This is a genomic window from Exiguobacterium sp. s83, from assembly GCF_018617095.1.
Classification (GTDB): domain Bacteria; phylum Bacillota; class Bacilli; order Exiguobacteriales; family Exiguobacteriaceae; genus Exiguobacterium; species Exiguobacterium profundum.
The window spans coordinates 816,351-837,214 of the sequence record NZ_JACSJP010000001.1 but is presented as its reverse complement, the minus strand read 5'-3'; the positions used below and the strand labels follow the sequence as shown (position 1 = coordinate 837,214).

The 20,864-nt window shown below is 46.9% G+C and carries 21 protein-coding genes; 15 read left to right on the top strand and 6 right to left on the bottom strand.

Annotated features, from left to right (window positions below; translation table 11 throughout):
* The first annotated feature begins 85 nt into the window (after nt 1–85).
* The 7 genes from KNO73_RS04310 to KNO73_RS04280 all read left to right on the top strand — a co-directional run bounded on the left by KNO73_RS04310 (nt 86) and on the right by KNO73_RS04280 (nt 5,864).
* Nucleotides 86–1,249, top strand: a complete 1,164-nt coding sequence (locus tag KNO73_RS04310) for a THUMP domain-containing class I SAM-dependent RNA methyltransferase (protein ID WP_215112123.1) — start codon at nt 86–88, stop codon at nt 1,247–1,249.
* 119 nt (nt 1,250–1,368) lie between these two features.
* Entirely contained in the window at nt 1,369–1,551 is a 183-nt protein-coding gene (locus tag KNO73_RS04305; protein WP_148209436.1) for a hypothetical protein, read from the top strand.
* A gap of 51 nt (nt 1,552–1,602) precedes the next feature.
* The gene (locus KNO73_RS04300) at nt 1,603–2,505 is read left to right on the top strand and encodes a Gfo/Idh/MocA family protein (protein ID WP_215112122.1); all 903 of its coding nucleotides are present in this window, start codon (nt 1,603–1,605) and stop codon (nt 2,503–2,505) included.
* Between the two features lie 59 nt (nt 2,506–2,564).
* Nucleotides 2,565–3,983, top strand: coding sequence for an alanine/glycine:cation symporter family protein (locus KNO73_RS04295; protein ID WP_215112121.1), 1,419 nt, complete (start codon nt 2,565–2,567; stop codon nt 3,981–3,983).
* Between the two features lie 104 nt (nt 3,984–4,087).
* A complete protein-coding gene (locus KNO73_RS04290) occupies nt 4,088–4,909 on the top strand; it encodes a YihY/virulence factor BrkB family protein (RefSeq protein ID WP_214684210.1) in 822 nt (273 codons plus the stop codon).
* 79 nt (nt 4,910–4,988) lie between these two features.
* Nucleotides 4,989–5,543: a hypothetical protein gene (locus KNO73_RS04285; RefSeq protein WP_012726366.1), complete on the top strand. Its 555-nt coding sequence runs from the start codon at nt 4,989–4,991 to the stop codon at nt 5,541–5,543.
* A gap of 15 nt (nt 5,544–5,558) precedes the next feature.
* Complete coding sequence (locus KNO73_RS04280; RefSeq protein WP_078146956.1) at nt 5,559–5,864, top strand: hypothetical protein; 306 nt, start codon at nt 5,559–5,561, stop codon at nt 5,862–5,864.
* 49 nt (nt 5,865–5,913) lie between these two features.
* Here the strand turns inward: KNO73_RS04280 and putP are convergent, their stop codons facing one another.
* Nucleotides 5,914–7,395: a sodium/proline symporter PutP gene (gene putP, locus KNO73_RS04275; RefSeq protein WP_078146955.1), complete on the bottom strand. Its 1,482-nt coding sequence runs from the start codon at nt 7,393–7,395 to the stop codon at nt 5,914–5,916.
* A gap of 345 nt (nt 7,396–7,740) precedes the next feature.
* Complete coding sequence (locus KNO73_RS04270) at nt 7,741–8,712, bottom strand: D-alanyl-D-alanine carboxypeptidase family protein (protein WP_251024843.1); 972 nt, start codon at nt 8,710–8,712, stop codon at nt 7,741–7,743.
* A gap of 199 nt (nt 8,713–8,911) precedes the next feature.
* On the opposite strand from KNO73_RS04270, the gene KNO73_RS04265 reads away from it, so the two are divergent.
* The 5 genes from KNO73_RS04265 to KNO73_RS04245 all read left to right on the top strand — a co-directional run bounded on the left by KNO73_RS04265 (nt 8,912) and on the right by KNO73_RS04245 (nt 14,332).
* Nucleotides 8,912–10,444 carry an FAD-dependent oxidoreductase gene (locus KNO73_RS04265; protein WP_215112119.1) on the top strand — a complete coding sequence of 511 codons (1,533 nt, stop codon included), beginning with the start codon at nt 8,912–8,914 and terminating at the stop codon, nt 10,442–10,444.
* Between the two features lie 74 nt (nt 10,445–10,518).
* On the top strand, nt 10,519–11,991 hold the full coding sequence (locus tag KNO73_RS04260) for a carboxypeptidase M32 (RefSeq protein ID WP_078146952.1): 1,473 nt from the start codon (nt 10,519–10,521) through the stop codon (nt 11,989–11,991).
* The gene (locus tag KNO73_RS04255; protein WP_078146951.1) at nt 11,988–12,695 is read left to right on the top strand and encodes a glycerophosphodiester phosphodiesterase; all 708 of its coding nucleotides are present in this window, start codon (nt 11,988–11,990) and stop codon (nt 12,693–12,695) included. The genes KNO73_RS04260 and KNO73_RS04255 overlap by 4 nt, the downstream gene beginning before the upstream one ends.
* 250 nt (nt 12,696–12,945) lie before the next feature.
* Entirely contained in the window at nt 12,946–13,743 is a 798-nt protein-coding gene (locus KNO73_RS04250; RefSeq protein WP_012726359.1) for a DUF4397 domain-containing protein, read from the top strand.
* A complete protein-coding gene (locus tag KNO73_RS04245; RefSeq protein WP_251024842.1) occupies nt 13,688–14,332 on the top strand; it encodes a class F sortase in 645 nt (214 codons plus the stop codon). Before KNO73_RS04250 ends, KNO73_RS04245 begins: the two co-directional genes overlap by 56 nt.
* Before the next feature lie 88 nt (nt 14,333–14,420).
* Here KNO73_RS04245 and KNO73_RS04240 read toward each other — a convergent pair whose 3' ends face one another.
* Nucleotides 14,421–14,858 carry a MarR family winged helix-turn-helix transcriptional regulator gene (locus KNO73_RS04240; RefSeq protein WP_012726357.1) on the bottom strand — a complete coding sequence of 146 codons (438 nt, stop codon included), beginning with the start codon at nt 14,856–14,858 and terminating at the stop codon, nt 14,421–14,423.
* Between the two features lie 88 nt (nt 14,859–14,946).
* Nucleotides 14,947–16,005, bottom strand: coding sequence for a GTP pyrophosphokinase (locus KNO73_RS04235; RefSeq protein ID WP_270812121.1), 1,059 nt, complete (start codon nt 16,003–16,005; stop codon nt 14,947–14,949).
* Nucleotides 16,006–16,092: 87 nt separating this feature from the next.
* Between KNO73_RS04235 and KNO73_RS04230 the strand changes: the two genes are divergently transcribed.
* Entirely contained in the window at nt 16,093–16,326 is a 234-nt protein-coding gene (locus tag KNO73_RS04230; protein ID WP_215112118.1) for a hypothetical protein, read from the top strand.
* 79 nt (nt 16,327–16,405) lie between these two features.
* A complete protein-coding gene (locus KNO73_RS04225) occupies nt 16,406–16,726 on the top strand; it encodes a YflT domain-containing protein (RefSeq protein ID WP_078146948.1) in 321 nt (106 codons plus the stop codon).
* A 30-nt stretch (nt 16,727–16,756) separates the two neighbouring features.
* Here the strand turns inward: KNO73_RS04225 and KNO73_RS04220 are convergent, their stop codons facing one another.
* Complete coding sequence (locus tag KNO73_RS04220; protein ID WP_078146947.1) at nt 16,757–17,794, bottom strand: SDR family oxidoreductase; 1,038 nt, start codon at nt 17,792–17,794, stop codon at nt 16,757–16,759.
* 189 nt (nt 17,795–17,983) lie between these two features.
* Here KNO73_RS04220 and KNO73_RS04215 point away from each other — a divergent pair, with 189 nt between their 5' ends.
* Complete coding sequence (locus tag KNO73_RS04215; protein ID WP_047795294.1) at nt 17,984–19,279, top strand: glutamine synthetase family protein; 1,296 nt, start codon at nt 17,984–17,986, stop codon at nt 19,277–19,279.
* Between the two features lie 41 nt (nt 19,280–19,320).
* Here KNO73_RS04215 and KNO73_RS04210 read toward each other — a convergent pair whose 3' ends face one another.
* Nucleotides 19,321–20,814, bottom strand: coding sequence for a peptide MFS transporter (locus KNO73_RS04210; RefSeq protein WP_214684223.1), 1,494 nt, complete (start codon nt 20,812–20,814; stop codon nt 19,321–19,323).
* Nucleotides 20,815–20,864 lie beyond the last annotated feature (50 nt).

Below are 20,864 nucleotides of genomic sequence, written 5' to 3'. Positions count from 1 at the left end.
CATATACTTGAGCTCCTTTTTTCATGATTTTTTTACAACTTACAAAATGACTGAAAGATATTTATGTAGAAGGAAGGCGATTTAGATGGCAAAACGTAAACTGATTGCGACGGCAGCGATGGGAATCGAGGCACTTGTGGCAAAAGAAGTAAGGGATTTAGGATACACGTGCGAAGTCGAGAACGGACGGATTTATATCGACGCGGAAATAGAAGACATCCCACGTCTGAACATGTGGTTGCGGACAGCAGACCGGGTCAAACTCGTCGTTGCCGAGTTCAAGGCGACAACGTTTACAGAATTGTTTGACGGGGTCGTAGCGTTACCATGGACCAACCTCATGCCGTGGGACGCGGCGTTCACGGTCGACGGACGCTCGGTCAAATCGAAGCTGTTCTCGATTCGTGACTGTCAGAAGATTACGGAGAAGGCGATTGTTGAAGCGATGCAACGCGGCTATCGTAAAGAGGGAGAATGGTTGCCGAAGTCAGGCGCGAAATTCCCAATCGAAGTCGCCCTATTGAAAGATGTGGCGACCATCACGATCGACACGTCCGGTCCGCTCCATCGTCGTGGCTACCGTGAGCTTCATTCGCAAGCTCCACTCAAAGAGACGATGGCAGCGGCGATGATTCAATTGACAAACTGGCGTCCGGACATGCCGTTTTATGACGTATTTACAGGTTCAGGGACGCTCGCCATCGAGGCGGCGATGATTGGACGAAATATCGCGCCGGGTATCAACCGTGATTACTTCGCTCAAGATTGGACATGCATCCCAAAAAAAGCTTGGTATGCGGCAATTAATGAAGCGAATGAGAAGGCGGAGTGGGATAAACCGCTAAAAATCTATGGAATCGACCTCGATCCGCGGATGGTCAAACTCGCAAAAGACAATGCGGAACTCGCTGACGTCCGCGATGCGATCACGTTCGTCCATAGTGACGCAGCCGCACTGAAGCCGAAAGAAGAGTACGGAGTCATCATCGGTAACCCTCCGTATGGGGAACGACTTCAGTCAGAAGAAGAGATCATCGACTTGTATGAGCGAATCGGAGAACAATATTCGAAATACCCTGGTTACAGCGTCTACATGTTGACGAGTTATGAAGACTTCGAGAAGGCATACGGACGCCCTGCGACGAAGCGTCGGAAGTTGTACAACGGAAATATCGAAACGCAATATTATCAATACTTCGGAAAGCGCCGTCCACGTCCGGACCGTGACGAGAAACCGAAATCAGAATAATGAATCCATGACCGTTCAACTGAGCGGTCATTTTCTATTTTATTAGAGCAAACTCACTTGTTTCATCATCCGTCTAACAGGTTATACATAACATATGTATAATTAGAGGGGGACAGATGATGGAAAAGTATACCGTCGAATATCAGTTACATGCGAAAGAACAAAACACTCGGACGGTCGAGGTGGAAATGGATCGTGTGCCGGACTTAAATAATCAAGAAGAACTACATGCGGCTTATCAGATTGTATCTGACGCGATTCGTGAACCGATCACAAGTTTTGAGATTGTATCTATTACGTGAGCCCGAGGCAGTCGCTTCGGGCTTTCTACATAATATTGGAGGAGTGAGTAGATGAATATTTTGGTAGTAGGCATAGGTGACGTGGCAAAAAAAGCGTATCTGCCAGTATATGCCGGATTAAAGGACGTCGATGTGTATCTTGTCTCTAGAGATGAACAAAAGTTACACGAAGTCATCTCGACCTATCGTTTTAAAGGAGGATATACGGAGCTCGACGCCGTGCCGATGGCAGAAATCGATGCCGTCATGATTCATTCGACGACAGCTGTCCACTATGAGCAAGCCGAGTATTGTCTGCGGCAAAGGAAGCATGTCTTCATCGACAAACCGATCACGTTCACTCTTGAAGAAACGGAGCGACTCGTCGCACTCGCTAACGAGAAAGGTGTACATCTCGTCACGGGCTTCAATCGCCGATTTGCGACGGCCACGCAGGCACTCAAACAAATCGAAGAAAAAAATATGGTCTTCATTCAAAAGAACAGAACGTATAAACCGGCAACGCTCCGTGAATTTGTGATCGAAGATTTCGTGCATGTCGTCGATACGCTCCGTTATTTGACCGATCTTCAGCCTGTCGAGCGGTTGCGCGTGATACCACGATTTGAAGGGGATGTGCTGAAACAAGTGATAATTCATTTCATGGCAGGGGGAATCGAAGCAATCGGTTGGATGAACCGAGACAACGGTTGTACCGAAGAAGTGATGGAGGTCATGTCACCGACCGTGAAGCGGGTCACACGCGATGTGGAGCGGATTACAGACTATGGACGAGACGGTGTGAAGGAATGGTCGCTCGACCCGTGGGAGTCCAATTTAAAGCGTCGAGGCTTTATCGACCTTGTGGAAGACTTCTTACGTTTACTTCGTGGGGAACCGAACGCCTCCGTTGTCGCGGAAGACAGTCTCGAGACACATCGTCTCTGTGAAGAGATTCTAAAGGAAGTGCGGTGAACATACTGTTTCCGTCATATTCAGACCGGGTAAAAACTCGATAAAAGGAGGCGATTTCGTTGGATATTCGTGAACTGATTATGCAAATCAATGACTATTTATGGTCGTACCTTCTCATCTTCGTATTGATTGCAGGAGGTCTTTATTTTACGATTCGGATGGGGTTCGTTCAATTTCGAATGTTACCGGAAATGTTTAAACTTTTATTCGTGAAAGGAATCAAGCATGAGAAAGGACAGGTCTCATCTTTCCAAGCATTCGCCATCGGAACGGCGGCACGAGTCGGTACGGGGAACATCGCCGGCGTATCGACGGCTATCGCTTTAGGCGGACCTGGCGCCGTATTTTGGATGTGGCTCATTGCACTGATTGGAGCGGCGTCGGCATTCGTTGAAAGTACGCTCGCCCAGGTGTATAAAGTGCATGACGGCAAGGCGTGGCGTGGTGGTCCGGCATACTATATTGAGCGCGCTCTCGGTGCACGCTGGTTAGGCATCGTATTTGCCATTTTGATTACGTTCGCCTTCGGTTTTGCCTTCAACTCCGTCCAGGCAAATACAATCGCACTCTCCGTTAATAACGTATTTGAGATCGATACGGTCTGGGTCGGCATCATCTTATCCGTTGTCACCGCTATCGTCATCTTCGGTGGGATTCGTTCCATCTCGACCTTATCGGGAATCATTGTACCAATCATGGCGGGCGGTTATATCTTACTAGCCATTTGGGTCGTCCTTACGAATCTTGATGTCGTGCCACAAGTGTTCTCGGCCATCTTCTCTGAAGGTGTCCTCGGTTTCCAACAGTTGTTCGGTGGAGCGGTCGGTGCAGCTGTCCTCCAAGGTATTCGACGAGGCCTGTTCTCGAACGAGGCAGGGATGGGGTCTGCACCGAACGCCGCAGCTACCGCTGAGGTGAGTCACCCGGTCAAACAAGGATTGATTCAATCGCTTAGTGTATTTGTGGACACATTGTTCATCTGTACCGCAACGGCGATGATTGTCCTTATCTCAGGTGTCGAAGGCTCTGAAGCATTCCAAGGGATCGAGCTTGCCCAAGAGGCGCTTCTCGTCGAAATTGGACCGATTGCGACGACGCTCATGACAATCGCCATCTTACTCTTTGCCTTCAGTTCGATTTTGGCCAATTATTATTATGGGGAGACGAACATCGAGTTCATTTCTGAGAAGAAGCGGTATTTGATTATCTATCGGATTGCCGTTGTCGGGATGGTCATGTTCGGGTCAGTACGATCGGCGGGACTCGTCTGGTCGATTGCCGACATCTTTATGGGGCTGATGGCACTCGTCAACATGTATGCGATCTTCCGATTGAGTAAAGTCGCCAAGACGCTCCTCGATGACTATATGGTTCAAAAGAAAGAAGGAAGAGACCCGGAATTCTTTAAAGATGGTGTCGATCTTCCTGGTAAAGAGCACATCGAAGCGTGGGAAACGAAAATAGAAGAAATCAGTTAAAGATCATCATTGGGACGCCCCTGGCATCAGGGGTTTCCTCTTCATTTCAAATTATTTATTTCAAATACCGCTATTATTTTATTAAAAGAAAGTAGAGAGTATCGATGAAACAAGTATTTTTGACAGTCGTCAAGCGATTTTTTACGGAACGATTTTTTGATCAAGCGGCCATGTTGGCCTATTATTTCATTCTATCCACGTTCCCGTTCCTATTATTCGTATTAGGGATTGTCGGATTTTTGCCGTTTACGAGTGGCGATGTGATTCAAGCGTTATCACTCATCATGCCTGAAGCCAGTTACAAGCTATTAGAAGGGAACATTGAAGCCGTATTCGACAACTCCAAATTGAAATTGGCATCATTCAGTATCTTACCAGCACTCTGGATCTCATCTATGGCCGTACAATCTCTCGTGCGAGCATTGAACGATGCCTACCGGGCTGTTCGTAATAAAGCCTTTTGGAGGGGCGTCTTACAGGATATCGCCATCACCTTGGCGCTCATGTTTGTGTTGCCATTTTCATTGCTTGTCCCTGTGATTGAGACGGCACTTCGAGAAATCTCTTCATACGTGTTGTTCATCGATGAGATTGTCACGACATATGCGCAGATTTGGTTTTACTTCAGATGGATCATCGGAACAGGTCTTCTATTCACTGTATTCGTATTTGTATATAAGTGGTTGCCAAGTGTGTCCGGAACATTTAAAAATAGTTGGGCCGGAGCCGCTTTTGCAACAGTAGGGATTCTGCTTGTCTCGAACGTGTTTAGTTACTATTCACAATTTGCAAACTATGAACAGTTTTATGGTCAACTCGGTGCGTTCATCGTCTTATTGATTTGGTTTTATCTCGCTGCCTCTGTCATCTTGCTTGGTGGGCTGTTGAATGCGACGTTAATCGAGAGGAAAGAAAAACTTCGTTAGACGTGTAATTGCTAGTTATCATTCGAAAGAATAGGGAATGGTATCGTAAGGTCACATCATCAAAGCGGAGGTGGGAAACATGGATATGCAACGGCTCGTACACAATCGTCGTTTCATCGATCAATCATTGTTTTACCTCGCCTTACATCTATGGAAATGGATCCTACTGTTACCTGTCTTGTTCTATTTAGACGTCTCGTTCCGCCATTCGCCATTCTCTGAGTACTTGATTGTCAGTATCATCTTGTATCTCATGTTTCGTGTAATTCAGTATGTGATAGCCAGTCGGGCATCTCTCATGGAATTAGTAGAGTTCGGTTACGGATTGCTATCACTTGTTCTCGTCTTCTCGTTCATGATGGAAATCGGCGCGCCACCGATCGCTGTCGCGATAGTTGGAGCTGCATACTTGAGCCATCCGATGCTTTCTCTACATCACTATCAAAACTTTTCAGAGCGCAAATGGTTAAACAAACAGTTTCAATTATTTAGCCCGATGCTTCGACAAGGTGAGGTACCGGTTCATGTCCTCGTGTTGACGGAAGATGAAATTGTGATTACTGTAGAAAGTGGAAAAGAGTTTACGTACCGTCATATTTACTGGGGCGGTTTTTATGTAGAAAATCCTTCCTAAAAGGTGGTTACTCAGTTGTTTAGTGGATTTGATAATGTGATTGTCATCGTATTCTGGATTGCAACATTCATCGCTTTCTTTAAAGGCGCCTATGATATGTGGCGTGAATACCGAACGTCGAAAGAAAAATCAGTATTGTACTTCTTAATCGTACTGATTCTCACATGGTTTTGGTTCAATCCATACGAATTGGTCGCATTGCATCCGTTCGTACTAATGGCGTACTATTGGAACCGAAATCGGTGGATGCGAAACGCAATGTTCGTGTTGGTTCTCGTACCGTTTGTGATTCGTGTCTGGTTAATCGCAGCATCGATGTAAAACAAAAAACTCGGTCCCTTTATAGGGAACCGAGTTTTTGTGTGAATCGTTACTCTTTCTTCGCAGCTGCCAATTCAGCTTCCATTTCACCGAATTCACGGTTAATACGTTTTTGTTCTTTCTGGCTAGTAAAGTTACTGACAAGCACGATTGCCAACATACTCAAGAAGAAGCCAGGTACCATTTCATAAAGGACTGTCGAAAGTCCAGTGACGATCCAGAGAATGACGGTAATGGCTCCGACGAGGATACCAGCGAGGGCACCTTGACGCGTCATCTTGCTCCAGTAAAGTGACAAGAGGATTGCTGGTCCAAATGCAGAACCGAATCCAGCCCATGCATATCCGACGAGTGTAAGGATTGTACTTGATGGGTTGAGTGACATGAGCGTCGCTACAACTCCTACTAGCAAGACACCAACACGTCCGGCAAGGACCATCGTCTTCTCACTTGCATCTTTGTTGAAGAATTTACGATAGAAGTCTTCTGTCAATGCAGATGATGTGACGAGCAATTGCGACGATACCGTCGACATGACCGCAGCAAGGATGGCTGCCAATAAGAAACCAGTGATGAACGGGTGGAACAAGACTTCAGAGAATTGAATGAAGACTGTTTCCGGGTCCCCGAGTGGATTTCCTTGTCCTCGGAAATAAGCGATTCCGACGAACCCTGTCATGACGGCACCGATGATAGATACTGTCATCCAGCTCATCCCGATACGACGAGCCGTTTTCAATGATTTCACATCACGGATTGCCATAAAGCGAACAATGATGTGTGGCTGACCGAAGTAACCAAGTCCCCAAGCGAGGAGACCGATAATCCCGAGAGTCGTCGTCCCTTTAAAGAGGTCGAACAAATCGGCATTGATTGTCGTTGCAGAGTTGACAGCAGTGTCTACTCCACCGATATCTGTTAAAGCGACAAATGGTACGAGCACGAGCGCCAAGAACATGATGACACCTTGTGCGAAGTCCGTCCAACTAACTGCCGTGAATCCACCGAAGAGGGTGTATAAGATGACGACACTAATTGTGACAATGACACCTGTCTGATAATTTAATCCGAATGAGCTTTCAAACAACTTCCCGCCGGATACAAGCCCAGCTGACGTGTAGAACGTGAAGAAGATGATGATGACGGATGCAGAAAGGATCCGTAGCCAGTTCGAGTGATCTCGGAACCGATTCTCTAAGAAATCTGGAATCGTAATCGAATCGTTCGCCATCTCTGTGAAGACGCGAAGTCGTGGAGCAACTAACAAGTAGTTCAAGTAAGCTCCGATGACCAATCCAACGGCTAACCAAATTGCTGATAGTCCAGTTGCATACATTGCACCCGGTAGTCCCATTAACATCCAACCACTCATATCCGAAGCTCCGGCTGACATGGCTGTAACACCTGGCCCCATTTTACGGCCACCTAACATATAATCTGATGAATCGGTCGTTCGTTTATAAGCAACGTATCCGATAAGAAGCATCATCACGAGATAAAGCGCGATGGATACCCATTCTTGCCATAACATTGAATTACCTCCTATTAAGTTAAAAGATCTATTTAATCAACTCGTTCGCGATTGTGTGAAGACATCACACAGTTAAAAACAAAAGTTGAAAATGCGAACTTGTGCTTTACCTTACAGAACCTTTGAAATGATTGCAAACTGACTCTTTTTCATAAAATCGGCTCTAAAGCCCATTATACCAACGGATGAAGGCTAAAATTTTCAAATAAAAAGTTTAAATATTATGAATATTTGAAATGCTGAGGACTTTCCTGTGTAACATGAATGTAATATTTATGGGAAAATTTTCAGAAAACATATTTTTAATCATAAGAAAAAGAGCATCTTTGAATGCTCTTTACTTCTTTATTTGAATGCTTTTTCTTCAACGAGTCGCATCGTCGGGAATGTTTGTCCAGACTTCGCCTGCATCGTAACCAAGATATATGTTTCGCTATTATGTTTCATGATGAATACCATGGTATATCCGGATTCGTCCGTATAACCCGTCTTCGTGGCGGTCACAAACTTGGAGTAGTTGACACTTCGTTCATTAACCGATGAACCGAGGTGATACCACCAACGACGTTTGCCGCTACCGTCTTTATCTTTAAATTCGGCTTTAAATTCATAAGTCCCGGCAATTTCAATCAACTCCGGGTATGTACTGAATGCGAAGGCGATTTTAGCCATGTCGTTCGCCGTCGTATAATGATTCGGATCCGAGTAGCCATGCGCATTTACGAAATGCGTTCCAGTCAATCCTAAAACCTTTGCTCGGTCATTCATCATTTGAACGAAGGCCTCGGTCGACCCGCTCGTGTATTCCGCAAGGCTGTTCGCAGCATCGTTTCCAGATTCGAGTAGCGTGGCGTAAAGTGCTTGCCGGACTGTCAATGTATCTCCGATGGCAAGATGTGCGATGTGGCTATCCCATGGAATGTCGAGTGTCGACTGTTGAATCGTGATGATCGGCTGGTCGAGCTCATTCGCTGCAGACGCCTTTTCATAGGCGAGAAGTGCTGTCATCAATTTGGTCGTACTGGCTGGAAACACACGGTCATTGGCATTTTTATCGATTAATATCTCTTGGTTGGTCACATTGACGAAGGTCAACGCGCCGACAGGGATTTCTTCATTTGAAAGCAATGTCGCCTCACTCGGCCGCCATGAACCCATATCGATCTCCGGAAAAACCGGACCTTGCTTCATCGGTTCGACCTTTGGTGTGGAAGCCTCTGCTGGTGTCATTGCCTCTTTATCTTGTTTAAATCCGACCAACGTCGGGATCAGTGCGATGATTCCGAGCAAAACGACTGCGGCAATCATTCTTCGCATGATGTACGTTCTTCTTCGGTGTCTCCTTCTTCGGGTCAACAAAAGTCCCTCCTTTTTTGGTTACTCTATAAACATAATAGAAAACGCTTATTTTTTTCGCTGTTAAAATAAAGAACTAGGTCAATGATTGATCGGCGATGAAAGAATTGTGTTTCGGGTATAAGGGTAAAGATGTCACTTTTTGAGAGGAGAATGCGTCATGCATCGTTATCCGTTCACGAACTCCATTTGGCGTCAACATGATACTGGGACGCCGTACCCATCCCTTTCCGTTTCGGAATCGACCGAAGTCGTCGTCATCGGGGCAGGGATTGCAGGACTCGTCTGCGCCTATGAACTCCAAAAACGAGGGAGGCAAGTGACGCTTTTAGAGGCGTTTGAGATTGGACATGGGACGACGGGACATACGACAGCAAAATGTTCCGTTCAACATGGGACGATTTATCATAAGCTGATTCGTCGTTTTGATGAATCCATCGCGCGTTTATATTACGAGTTCAACTCAGAAGCGCTCGTCTATTTGAAAAATCAAATCGAAGAAGGGTTTGACTGCGATCACTCGAATGAACAATCGTTTCTTTATTCTAGGGAACCGAACGAAGAACTTACGAAAGAACTGGATGCGTATCGTCGCTTAAAGATTGACGGGGGAGAAGCGACGGAAGAAGTCAGAAAAGCGCTCCCGTTTTCAATCGAGCAGGCGTTGGTGATTCATGACCAAGCCCAATTCCACCCCGTGAAATATCTACGTGAATTAGCGAATCGTTTTGTTCAACTCGGTGGGAAGATTTATGAAAACTCTAGAGCGACGGAAGTGAGTCAAGGACCGCGTCCTGTAGTCACTACTTCTACCGGTAGAAGAGTACAAGGAAATCAAGTCGTGATCGCGACCCATTATCCATTCAATGACCTGCGCGGGTTATATGTGTCGAAATTTTCTGTTGAGCGATCGTATATTGTCGCCTGTGAATCGCGGAGTCGACCACTTAAAGGGATGTACTTAGAGGTAGGACAGAGCGAACGCTCGTTTCGGTCCTATGAGGAAAACGGAAAGACCTATTTACTAGTTGGCGGTGAAGGGCATACGGCGGGGCAAGTCACTGACACGCGTAACCGATATGATCGATTAGAGCATGATGCCCAGGCACATTTCGAAACGAATCGGGCATCCTATCGGTGGTCATCTCAAGATCTTATCACCTTAGACGGACTTCCTTACGTAGGGCAAATGTTCAAGCGAGAACCAGATCTCTTTGTGGCGACTGGATTTTCGAAATGGGGGATGACGAACGGAATCGCTGCCGGCACCTTGCTCGCGGATCAACTCACAGGTCGTCCGAACCGATTCGTCAATCTGGTCTCACCGCTCCGTCAAACGGTTAAATCTAGTGATATCAGTGCATTTCTTAAAACGAACTTAGATACTGCCACTCAATTTGCGAAAGGGACAGTCGATCGGCTATTTGAACGAAAAGATGTAAAAGACCTACAGCTAGACGAGGGTGGGGTCGTGCAAGTTGATGGCAAGACGAGTGGCGTTTATCGAGATTTGGATAACCAATGCCATGTCGTCAACCTGACCTGTACGCACCTCGGCTGTACAGTGAAATGGAACAATGCCGAGCGGTCATGGGATTGTCCATGCCACGGCTCTCGTTTCGATGCAAAAGGCAACGTCTTAGAAGGTCCTGCCACAAAACCACTTTCCTACAGCAAGCGAGAAGATTTGTAAACTGGTGTAGGCAAAGGTTGACATCTATAATAAAGTAGAAAGGGAACAGAATAACACATAGGGGTGAAAGACAGATGGAAGTTACAAAAGAATGGCGTGAACATTTTAAGCAACTGCGTTCCTTCGATGAGGCGATCTCGCTCTTGTATTGGGACATGCGTACACAAATGCCGGAACAGTCGGCACCGCTTCGGGCAGAAACGATCGGTTATTTATCGACTGAGGCGTTCAAACGACAGACGAGTGAGTCGTTCGCTTCTTTACTAGAACGGATGGCAGATGAAAAGGATTTATCTGACGTCGAGGCGCGGTCACTTGAAATCGCGAAGACGCAATACGAACGGAATGCCAAGATTCCACACAATGAATATCAAGCATATGTAACACTCGTTTCGGAAGCCGAGACGGCATGGGAAAAGGCGAAAGAACAGGACGACTGGGACATGTTCGCTCCATACCTTAAACAGATTATCGAATTCCAGCAAAAATTTGCGGAATATTTCGGCTATGAGAAACATCCGTACGATGCATTGCTCTATGATTTCGAACCGGGCATGACGGTCGAGCTCTTAGACGAATTGTTCGCCTCGCTCCGAGACGAACTTGTTCCTCTCATCCAGCAGCTCCCAAAAGAATCGCTCTCTCTGGACTGGTCGATGCCGGCGGATGTTCAAGAAACCATTTGTCATGACTGGATGAATGTCGTCGCTTACGATTTATCACGTGGTCGATTGGATGCGACAGTACATCCGTTCGAAATCACCATCAACCGCCGCGACGTCCGGATTACGACGAAGTATGATGAAGCAGATTTCAGAAATGCACTGTTCGGTACGATGCATGAAGCGGGTCACGCGACGTATGAGCAGCAAATCGACCCGATGCTCGATGAACTCGGGCTAGGTGGCGGTGCGTCGATGGGGATTCATGAGTCCCAGTCGCTCTTCTTTGAGAACTTCATCGGACGAAGCGAAGCGTTCTTGCGTCGCGTCTATCCGAAACTACAATCGCTTCATCCGGCATACGCTGCAATCGACTTCGACACTTTCTATCGAGGTGTGAATGAAGCGAAATCATCTCTGATTCGGATCGAGGCTGACGAATTGACATACAGTCTACACATCATCATCCGCTATGAGCTCGAGAAGGCACTCATCCAAGGGACGTTGTCCGTCGATGAGCTTCCTGCGGCATGGAATGAAAAGTATAAAGAGTATCTCGGACTCGATGTCCCGTCGAATGCCAAAGGAGTCCTCCAAGACGTCCATTGGGCAGGCGGTTCGTTTGGATACTTCCCGAGCTATGCCCTCGGATTGATTTATGCGGCCCAATTGACTGAAACGTTGAAATCAGCTCTTCCGGAATTCGAGACGTTGATTGCAGAAGGTGAAATTGAACCGGTCAAAGCGTGGCTACAGGAGAACGTTCATCAATATGGAAAACGTCTCACCCCGAACGAACTCATTCAACAAGTGACGGGTCAAGCGATTTCGGTCCAACCGCTCGTTCGATATTTGACGAAGAAATATCAAACAGTTGCCAAATGAAACGATTTGCACATCGTGGCGTGATGGCACATCGTCCGGAGAATACGATGTCGGCATTCAGGCTCGCACTCGAAACCGGAGCAGATGGGATTGAAACGGATGTCCATATGACAAAGGACGGCGTCCTCGTCCTCATCCATGACGAGACGCTCGAACGGACAACCGACGGAAGAGGGCAAGTTTCACTCTATACCTATGATGAGCTCAAACAGTTCAATGCCGGGGTACGTCATAGTCTAGAAGAACACATCCCTACGCTCGAGGAGCTGTTCGAACTGGTGAAAGAGGAATCGGTCATTTTGAACTTAGAGGTGAAGACGGATGTCCATCGATATGAAGGAATCGAATCTCGCATCATCGACTCTATTGAATCCGCTGGAATTGATGCGACCCGCATTCTCTTTTCCTCATTCAATCATGAAACCATTCACCGATTGAAACAGATGAGACCGGATATCGAAGCGGCCATTCTGCTTGCACAGCCGCTTTATGACATTTCCGGATATCTTCGATTCGTCGGAGCGGATTCGGTCCACCCACACATCGATCGCATCACAGACGAAGAAGTACGCTCGTTGCAAGGTCGAGGGATTCCGATCAGACCGTATACGATTAAAACACAACATCAACTTGAACGTTGTATGGCGCTTCAAGTCGATGCCATCTTTGTCAATGATATCGAATGGGCATACAAAACCACTTAGTCGCCGACTAAGTGGTTTTGTATTTGGGTGGAAGAGAACTAGATTTTTATGTAAAGGTAGCGCTTTCGTCCGTTAGCATATCGGAGCACATTCTGTGCATAGTGTCCCCTTTACGTCATTGTCGGATTGTCTTAAGTTTAAGATGTCACCGAGCTACATAGCAATCAGATGTAGCACACCATGTAGCACTGCATCACATTTGTTGTATGCACGTTGTGGGTTACCAAAGATCAAAAGGAGGAAATTTCACATGAAGAAGTTGATGTCTTTACTGGGTACTCTAGCACTGGCTTTCGCTTTCGTCTTACCGGTTAGCGCGGATGGACATGAAAACGCGATGGTCCGTGTGCTACATGCTTCACCTGATGCACCGGCAGTTGACGTGTACGTGGATGGGGAAGTCGCGGTCGAGGGAGCAGAATTCAAGGATCTCACAGACTACTTGACACTTCCTGCAGGCGATTACAACGTTGAAATCAAGCCGGCAGGTGACGCTGAAACAGTCGTCGTCGCAGCAGACCTTTCAATCGAGGCAGGCAAGTTCTATACAGCCGCTGCAATCGGTCAACTTGAAAACATCGAAATCGCCGCAATGGAAGACGATGCAAACTTTGAAGATGGTAAATCGAAAGTTCGTGTCGCTCACTTCGCACCAGATGCACCAGCGGTTGATGTCGCACCTAAAGGTGGCGACCCACTCTTCTCAAACCTCGAGTTCAAAGCAGTAAGTGATTACGGCACACTCGATGCTGGAACGTATGACCTTGAAGTCCGCCCCGCTGGAGCGACTGACGTCGTCAAAGCACTTGACGGTGTTGCACTTGAAGGTGGCAAAAACTATACAGCATTCGCAATCGGACTCCTTGAAGGAGAACCAGCGTTTGAAGTCCTTCTCGCCGCTGATGGTGGGGAAATGGCAATGGCTCCTGAAACAGGACAAGGTGGTCTTGCTCAAACAGCTTCAATGAACTGGTTGCTCGCGGCAGCAGTGGTTGGAGCGGCAGCAGCTGGATTCTACGTCTTTCGTCGTCAGAAGCAAGACGCTTAAACTGATTTTCTTAGGAACAATCACATTTCTCGTATGGAGCGCTCAAGCGGAAGCTCCTGACAAACCGTTCGTGATGCCAACGGCTGAATTTGCCGAACCGCAGGTCTTGACCTCGAAGCAGGTAGATCGACAAACGTTTCATTCGAACAGTTTCGTCCCTGCCCGGCTGGTCATAGCTTCAATCGATGTTGATACATCGATTGAAGCGGTCGGGAAGGATGAGGCTGGAAGAATGGACACACCGTCTGACGTGAATCAAGTCGGTTGGTATCAATACGGAGCCAAAGCAGGCGCAACGGGGAATGTCGTCCTATCGGGTCATCTAGATGATCTGAATGGTCCAGCTATCTTTGCGAATCTGGATCAACTTCCGATCGGAGAACTGGTGACGCTCCAACGGAAAGACCAAGTCGCAACGTATGAAGTGGTCAGTGTGAAACAGTATCGCCTCGACCAAGTGCCGCTCGCTTCCATTTTTGCGGCGACTCAGTCAAAGCGTATTCAATTGATCACTTGTGCAGGACCGTATGACGAGAATCTTGGGTATCGGGACCGGATCGTGGTCACGGCCAACCTGATTGAAACGTAAAGATGAAGAGATGCTGACCGATGGGTCGCATCTCTTTTTTTCGCAAAAAACAGCCCTTCACCGTTAAGATGAAGGGCTGTAGTCGGATTTAAGCATCCATACGATCTAATAATTTTGAGAGTAAAATGAGTTCGTCATCTGAAAAATCAGTGAAGACATCCATCAAATATTCAATCTTCATGCTCTCTAACGTCTCAAACAACTCACGACCTTCATCCGTTGCCTGAAGTTCAACGACACGGCGGTCACGCTCGCTGCGTTCGCGAGAGATCAACCCTTTTTTCGTCAACTCATCGGCAAGCGCAGTGATCATCGAAGCTGAAAATTGAAACTCATTTGACAGAGCAGAGGCGATTTGAGGACTCTGTTGACAAAGAGAACGTAGAATGAAGAATTCATTGCGGGTTAAATACTGTGAGAACATCGAACGGAGATTTTTTTTCACTCCACGATAGTTCATCCGGATACCACGTTCAGCGTCTGCGACGAGCTGTCGACGTGAAGCGGTCTGTACGGGTGTTGTCATCCTCGAAACTACCTCCTGGCGATAATATTATTCATATATACTTCAGAACATAAAAACATTCTACATTAAAAACATGTTGTCTGTAAAGTTATAGGGGCTCGTCTTTTGCCCGAATTTGTTGAATGATGTCTTCATAATGTTTCAAGTCCGGATAGAACCGTCTAAAGAAAAATTCAATCTGTGGGTCATCACCTTCCGCTAACAGTTTAGCGAGAACAGCATAAACGACACCCATCCCTTGTCTCGGCAAGAGGGAAGATGGAAGTAATGTCGCACACTGAACTGCCTGTGTGAAGTAAGTGGAGAGCGTATCGCTCAAATCTTTAAACGTACGAATATCGGCGTAATGGAACATTCGGGTCAGTTCGACAATGGCAGAGAGATCGGTCTCGAGCAACCATTCGCTCTGGAAAATCGCGTTGTCTAGCTTCTCAACCGTTTGATCATTTGCGATATAATAATTCAGGTTATCACGTGTGATGGTCACTTTTTCAGGGGAGTCGAGAATCTGTTCAACCGTCTCCTGTTCGAATGTCCGCAATTGTTTTCGAATGTTCACGAACTCGGAGTCGGCAATCTCCAAGAGTCCGGCGACCCGGCTGAAACTTCGTTTAATTTCAGGCGGCACGGCATTCGGATTTTTGTAGCCGAGGTCATGTTCAATCTCTGCCCATGCATGTTGTAAGATGGAGCGGACTTGAATTTCCGCTTCTTTTTCTGCGAAACGGCGATATTCACCGAGCGCAAGGCGTTTCTCACTCAGTTCCACGACATAATGAACGGAAAGATAACCGAATTCATTGGCATCGAGCAATGTCGACTTGTCGATGGACTGTTCACGATCGATGGTGAATTCATCTTCCAAGATTTGCGCGACGGCGCGTACGTCGTCATGAAAGTATGTCACGATCCGTATCCCGGCCAAGTCTTGCACGTCTCGTAATGAACGATATTGATAAGGTTTGCGTGAAAGTTTGGCATATAGACTGTCCGCTTCTTTGGCACGGGCAACGATTGAATGAAACTGGATGCCAGCTTCTGTCAACAATTCACTGAGGAGTGCTTTCAACTTTGTGGCAAACGCTTCATAATCTTCTTTTTCATTCAAATATTCAAGCATGATTGTATTCAAGTCTTGTTTTGGCACAGAATTCACTCCTTTTCTCTATCCATAGTATAGCATCACACACTAGAAACGATATGATAGTATGTATAAGGAACGAAACAGAAAGAGGTGGGTTGGATGCATACATTCCGTTCAGTTGAGAGAGAAAAAATCGAGATCATCGCTGGATTGTTGCAACAAGCAGGGTATCGCATATCTCGCATAAGAGCAATAGATTGCCAGTTCATGGTGACCGCTCGATTAGAGGGGCAGACTCAAATGGAAGGGGAACATGATCGCATCAAGGGGATCGTGCAACATTTCGCCATCGAAGAATGGACGATGAACGAAGAATCGAGTTGATTTGATGTTTACCACCTCATTTTTCGGGAATAACAAAAACAGTGAAAACCATGACTGTGAACGTTTAGGAGGATGGGGCATGTTAGAGACAAGAGTAGTGAATGATATGACGACGGTGGACCATGAAGTGAATGAGATGGTGTCAGGCGGATGTGTGAATGAGCATATCTATTTGTTCGCCAAAGATGAGGAATTGACCGTTCGATTGGCAGCAGAGGCCGGGGTACAACCATATCGAATTCCGGAAAAAGGAATGTTCGAGTCGTTGCTCTCGAAATTCACGAGCAATTCAGAAGATCGCATGGAACAGATGGAGAGTCTTGGACTCACAAAAGAGATGGTGGATTCACTCGAACGTGAAATCAAAGATGGTAAAATCGTGTTAGTTTGCGATAAATAAAAAATGGACCGGAAAAATCGGTCCATTTTTTTATTTTGCTTTGTAATAGGCATTCACGATGCGACGTAACGATTTTTGATCGAGACGGAGCGGAGCGAATCCAGCATCCTGTAGCAATTGTTTCGTGTTGTCGTCACGGAACGTGATATTCCGGTTCAAATACGGATTGAATACTTTCACCATATCGTTGAACGACTGTTCGACTGAGCTGAGTGTCGATGTCGGTGTCTCCGTGATTGTTAAATGCGGGAATGCTAACGACTCTTTCATATAGTCGAGCATCGTTTCATTTTTTGGTGGTGCGTCGTTTGTCACGTTATAGATTGTACCCGCCTTCGCATGCTCGATGGCAGCGAGGAGTACATCCGCGACATAATCGACAGGGACAAGGTTTGATGTACCTGTCGCTGAGCCAATCAATCGAATCGACTCGACGTCATGCCCACGTCGTTCCAATTTCCGTTTGAACAGTTCGAGAGCACGCATATATCCGTACATCGTAAATTTTGAGTCAGCCTCTCCTGTTTTCGAGTCTCCGACGATGATGGCCGGTCGGAAGATTGACACATCAAGCTCATCCCGTGACTCCCAGACCGCCTGCTCGGCGTGTGCCTTGCTTTCTTCATACGGATTCAAAAAAGATTGCGACACGTCGTACAGTGTTTCCCCGCCAACTTCTTTAGTGCCAAGTGTGTAGGCCGTACTCACGTGGAAAAAGCGACGGCAGTCAATCAGCTTGGTCAAGCGAAGGGCCTCTTTCGTCCCGGTCAAATTGGTCTCGAACAATTCATCGCGCAATTCTTCATCGAATTTGACGAGTGCAGCCATGTGTAGGAATAAATCAATCTTCCCTCTATATGTCTCGATGAACGCTTCATTAGCACCGAGCGCATGTGACGTCAAGTCGCCTGGTAACACATCAATCGACTTTTGTTCTTCAGCGGTGAATTGTGCTTGTACCTTCTCCGGTGTTCGCGCCAACATGCAGACGCGATGCCCCCGCTGAATCAATTCTTTGGCGAGTCGCCCTCCTAAAAATCCGGTTCCACCAGTCATAAAAATATGCAATCGCGTTCTCCCTCTCTGTGACATTCTTTACCCATCATATCAACTCTTGTCGCATGTAGCCACTTTGCCTTTGCTGAAATTCCATGTTTAGAAAAAATCGAACTCGGTTATGAACTATAGAGAAGCGTACGAACGGTGCGTAAAGACAGCTTGCCTGTCAAATCTATTGAAGTGAGGTTTTAACGAATCATGGCAAATCTATTCGGAACAGACAAGGATGACGCAAAAAAGAAGCAACAAGATATTGAGAAAACGGTACAAGAGAAAAACATCACCCAAATCCATCTCTATTTCTCAGATGTTCTCGGTGATTTAAAACTCTTGACGCTTTCGGCAAAATTGTTGCCTGAAGTCTTTGAGGGAAAAACGATGTTTGACGGTTCTTCAATCAACGGGTTCTCTTCCATCAAAAACTCAGACTTATTCTTGAGACCGGATTTAGATCGTCCACGGTATGAGCAAGACGGCGAGGAAAATATTTTGGCATTCTTCTGTGACGTATGCACTCCGGAGGGAGAGCGATATGAATACGACCCACGTAATGTATTGAAGGATGCACTTGAACGTGCAGCACGTGATGGCTACTCGGTATTCGTTGGGGCAGAGCCGGAATTCTTCATCTTTGACGAGAACGGAGAATTTTATGACGAGGCCGGATATTTCTCGACACGTTCAGAGGATAAAGGATATGAAGTGCGACAGCACATCGCGAACCGTCTAAGCGGTGTCGGGTTCAATATTGAGGCTGTTCACCATGAAGTCGCTCCTGCGCAACATGAGATTGGCATCAAGTATGATGATGCACTCCATACGGCGGATAACATTCAGTTCTTTAAAGAAATCGTCAAGATTGCGGCGAAGGAGAAAGGGGCATCCGTCTCATTCTTGCCAAAACCGTTGCGTGATGTGAATGGTTCTGGAATGCACTTGAACATCTCTGTCTGGAAGAATGATGAGTCTGGAAATCCGACGACCAACGCGTTCGACGAAGTCGATGCGGATTACGGATTGTCGAAAACGGCGCGTCATTTCATCGAGGGAATCTTGAAGCATGCCCGTGCCACAGCAATCTTCACGAATCCACTACCGGAATCATACGAGCGTCTCGTTCCTGGATTCGAGGCACCTGTCAATATATGCTGGAGCCCATCGAACCGCAGTTCGATGATTCGAATCCCCGCTTCCCGTGGAAGTGCGACTCGTGTAGAGGTCCGAAATCCTGACCCGAGTGCGAACCCATATTTGGCACTTGCCGCGCTCATTTATGCGGGACTTGAAGGAATCGAGCAACAGCTCGTTCCGTCTTCTCCGAACGAGGATGACTTGTTCGAGTATTCTGCGAAGCAAATCGAGAGCCAAGGAATCGCATCACTGCCTGCGACATTCCATGAATCGATCCAATCACTGAAACAAGATAACTTCCATGACTACTTTAACCACAATATGATCGATCGCTACTTGTCACTCATTCAAGTGCGAAAATAAAAATGACGCCAGCCGATTCGATCGGCTGGCGTTTTTGATGGTTAATGGATTCCACGCATGTACACTTTGATTTTTGGTGCGAGTGCGAACAGAATCAAGCTTAAGACGATGGCGACGCCACCGATAATCCCGAAGTATAGCGTCTCATTCTCAGGTGTGTAGAACTTGACGAGCTGTGCGTTGATCCCTTGTGCAGCAGCGTTTGATAAGAACCAGAGCGACATCGTTTGAGCCGAGAAGGCAGCTGGAGCGAGTTTTGTCGTGGCCGACAAACCGACCGGTGACAAACTGAGTTCTCCCAACACGACGATGAAATAGCTCAAGACGAGCCAGAGTGGGCTGACGAGGGCATCTGGACCACTGAAGTATGCAGGGAGCAGGATGACCAAGAAACTGATCCCGGCAAACAAGATCCCGAAAGCAAACTTCGTCGGAATGCTCGGTTCGCGGTCACCAAGTCGGACCCATAACCAAGCGAAGACCGGTGCCAGTAAGATGATGAACAGTGGGTTCAGTGATTGGAACCATGCTGGTGACAACGTGAACCCAAAGAACTCTAAGTCAGTTCGTGTATCAGCATAACTCGCCAAAATCGTTGCGCCCTGCTCTTGGATTGCCCAGAACATGACCGAGGCGATGAATAGCGGAATGTAGGCGATGATTCGCGAACGCTCGATCTCAGTCGTTTTCGGGCTACGATACATGATAATGAAGTAGATGGTCGGAATCGCGATACCGAACACCCCGACGAGTGAGATGAACGTATTGATCGTGAACCATCCAAGTGGAATCAAGATTGCGAGTAAAACAGCGATTCCAATGGTGACAATGCTGACGATTTTAATCGTTTTCTTTTTCTCATCAGGCGTCAATGGATTCGGTACATACGAACCAGCTAAGCCGAGGTTCGTCTTGCGTGTCAATACGAAGACGACGAGTCCGACGAACATCCCGATGGCTGCGAGCGCAAAGCCCCAGTGGAATCCATAGTCTTTTTGTACTTGACCGACGATGAGTGGTGAAATGAACGCACCCAAGTTGATTCCCATGTAGAAGATACTGAATCCAGCGTCGCGACGGCGATCCGTCTCGCTATACATGTCTCCGACGATACTGGATACGTTTGGTTTCAATAAACCGGTACCAATGACAATCAACGCCATGGAGATAAACAGGAAGACGACGCTACCTGGAATCGAGAGGACGATGTGTCCGAGCATGATGAACACACCACCGTAGAATACCGCGCGAGACGTCCCGAAAATCCGGTCTGCAAGCCATCCCCCAATGACCCCGGACATATAGACGAGCGCGCCGTATACGGACATGATTGAGAGTGCGACGTTTCGGTCGAGACCGAGTCCTCCCTCAGAGACTTCATAGTACATATAGAATACGAGGATTGCCCGCATGCCATAGTACGAGAAACGTTCCCAAAATTCAGTGAAGAATAAAGTGAACAACCCCTTCGGTTGTCCGAAGAAGCCTTTTTGTGGAACACTATCCACGATTGTTTGTTTATCGATCCTTTCCATGAAAGATCCCTCCTTAACCGTTTTATCATAAAAAGGATTATTATGATTGT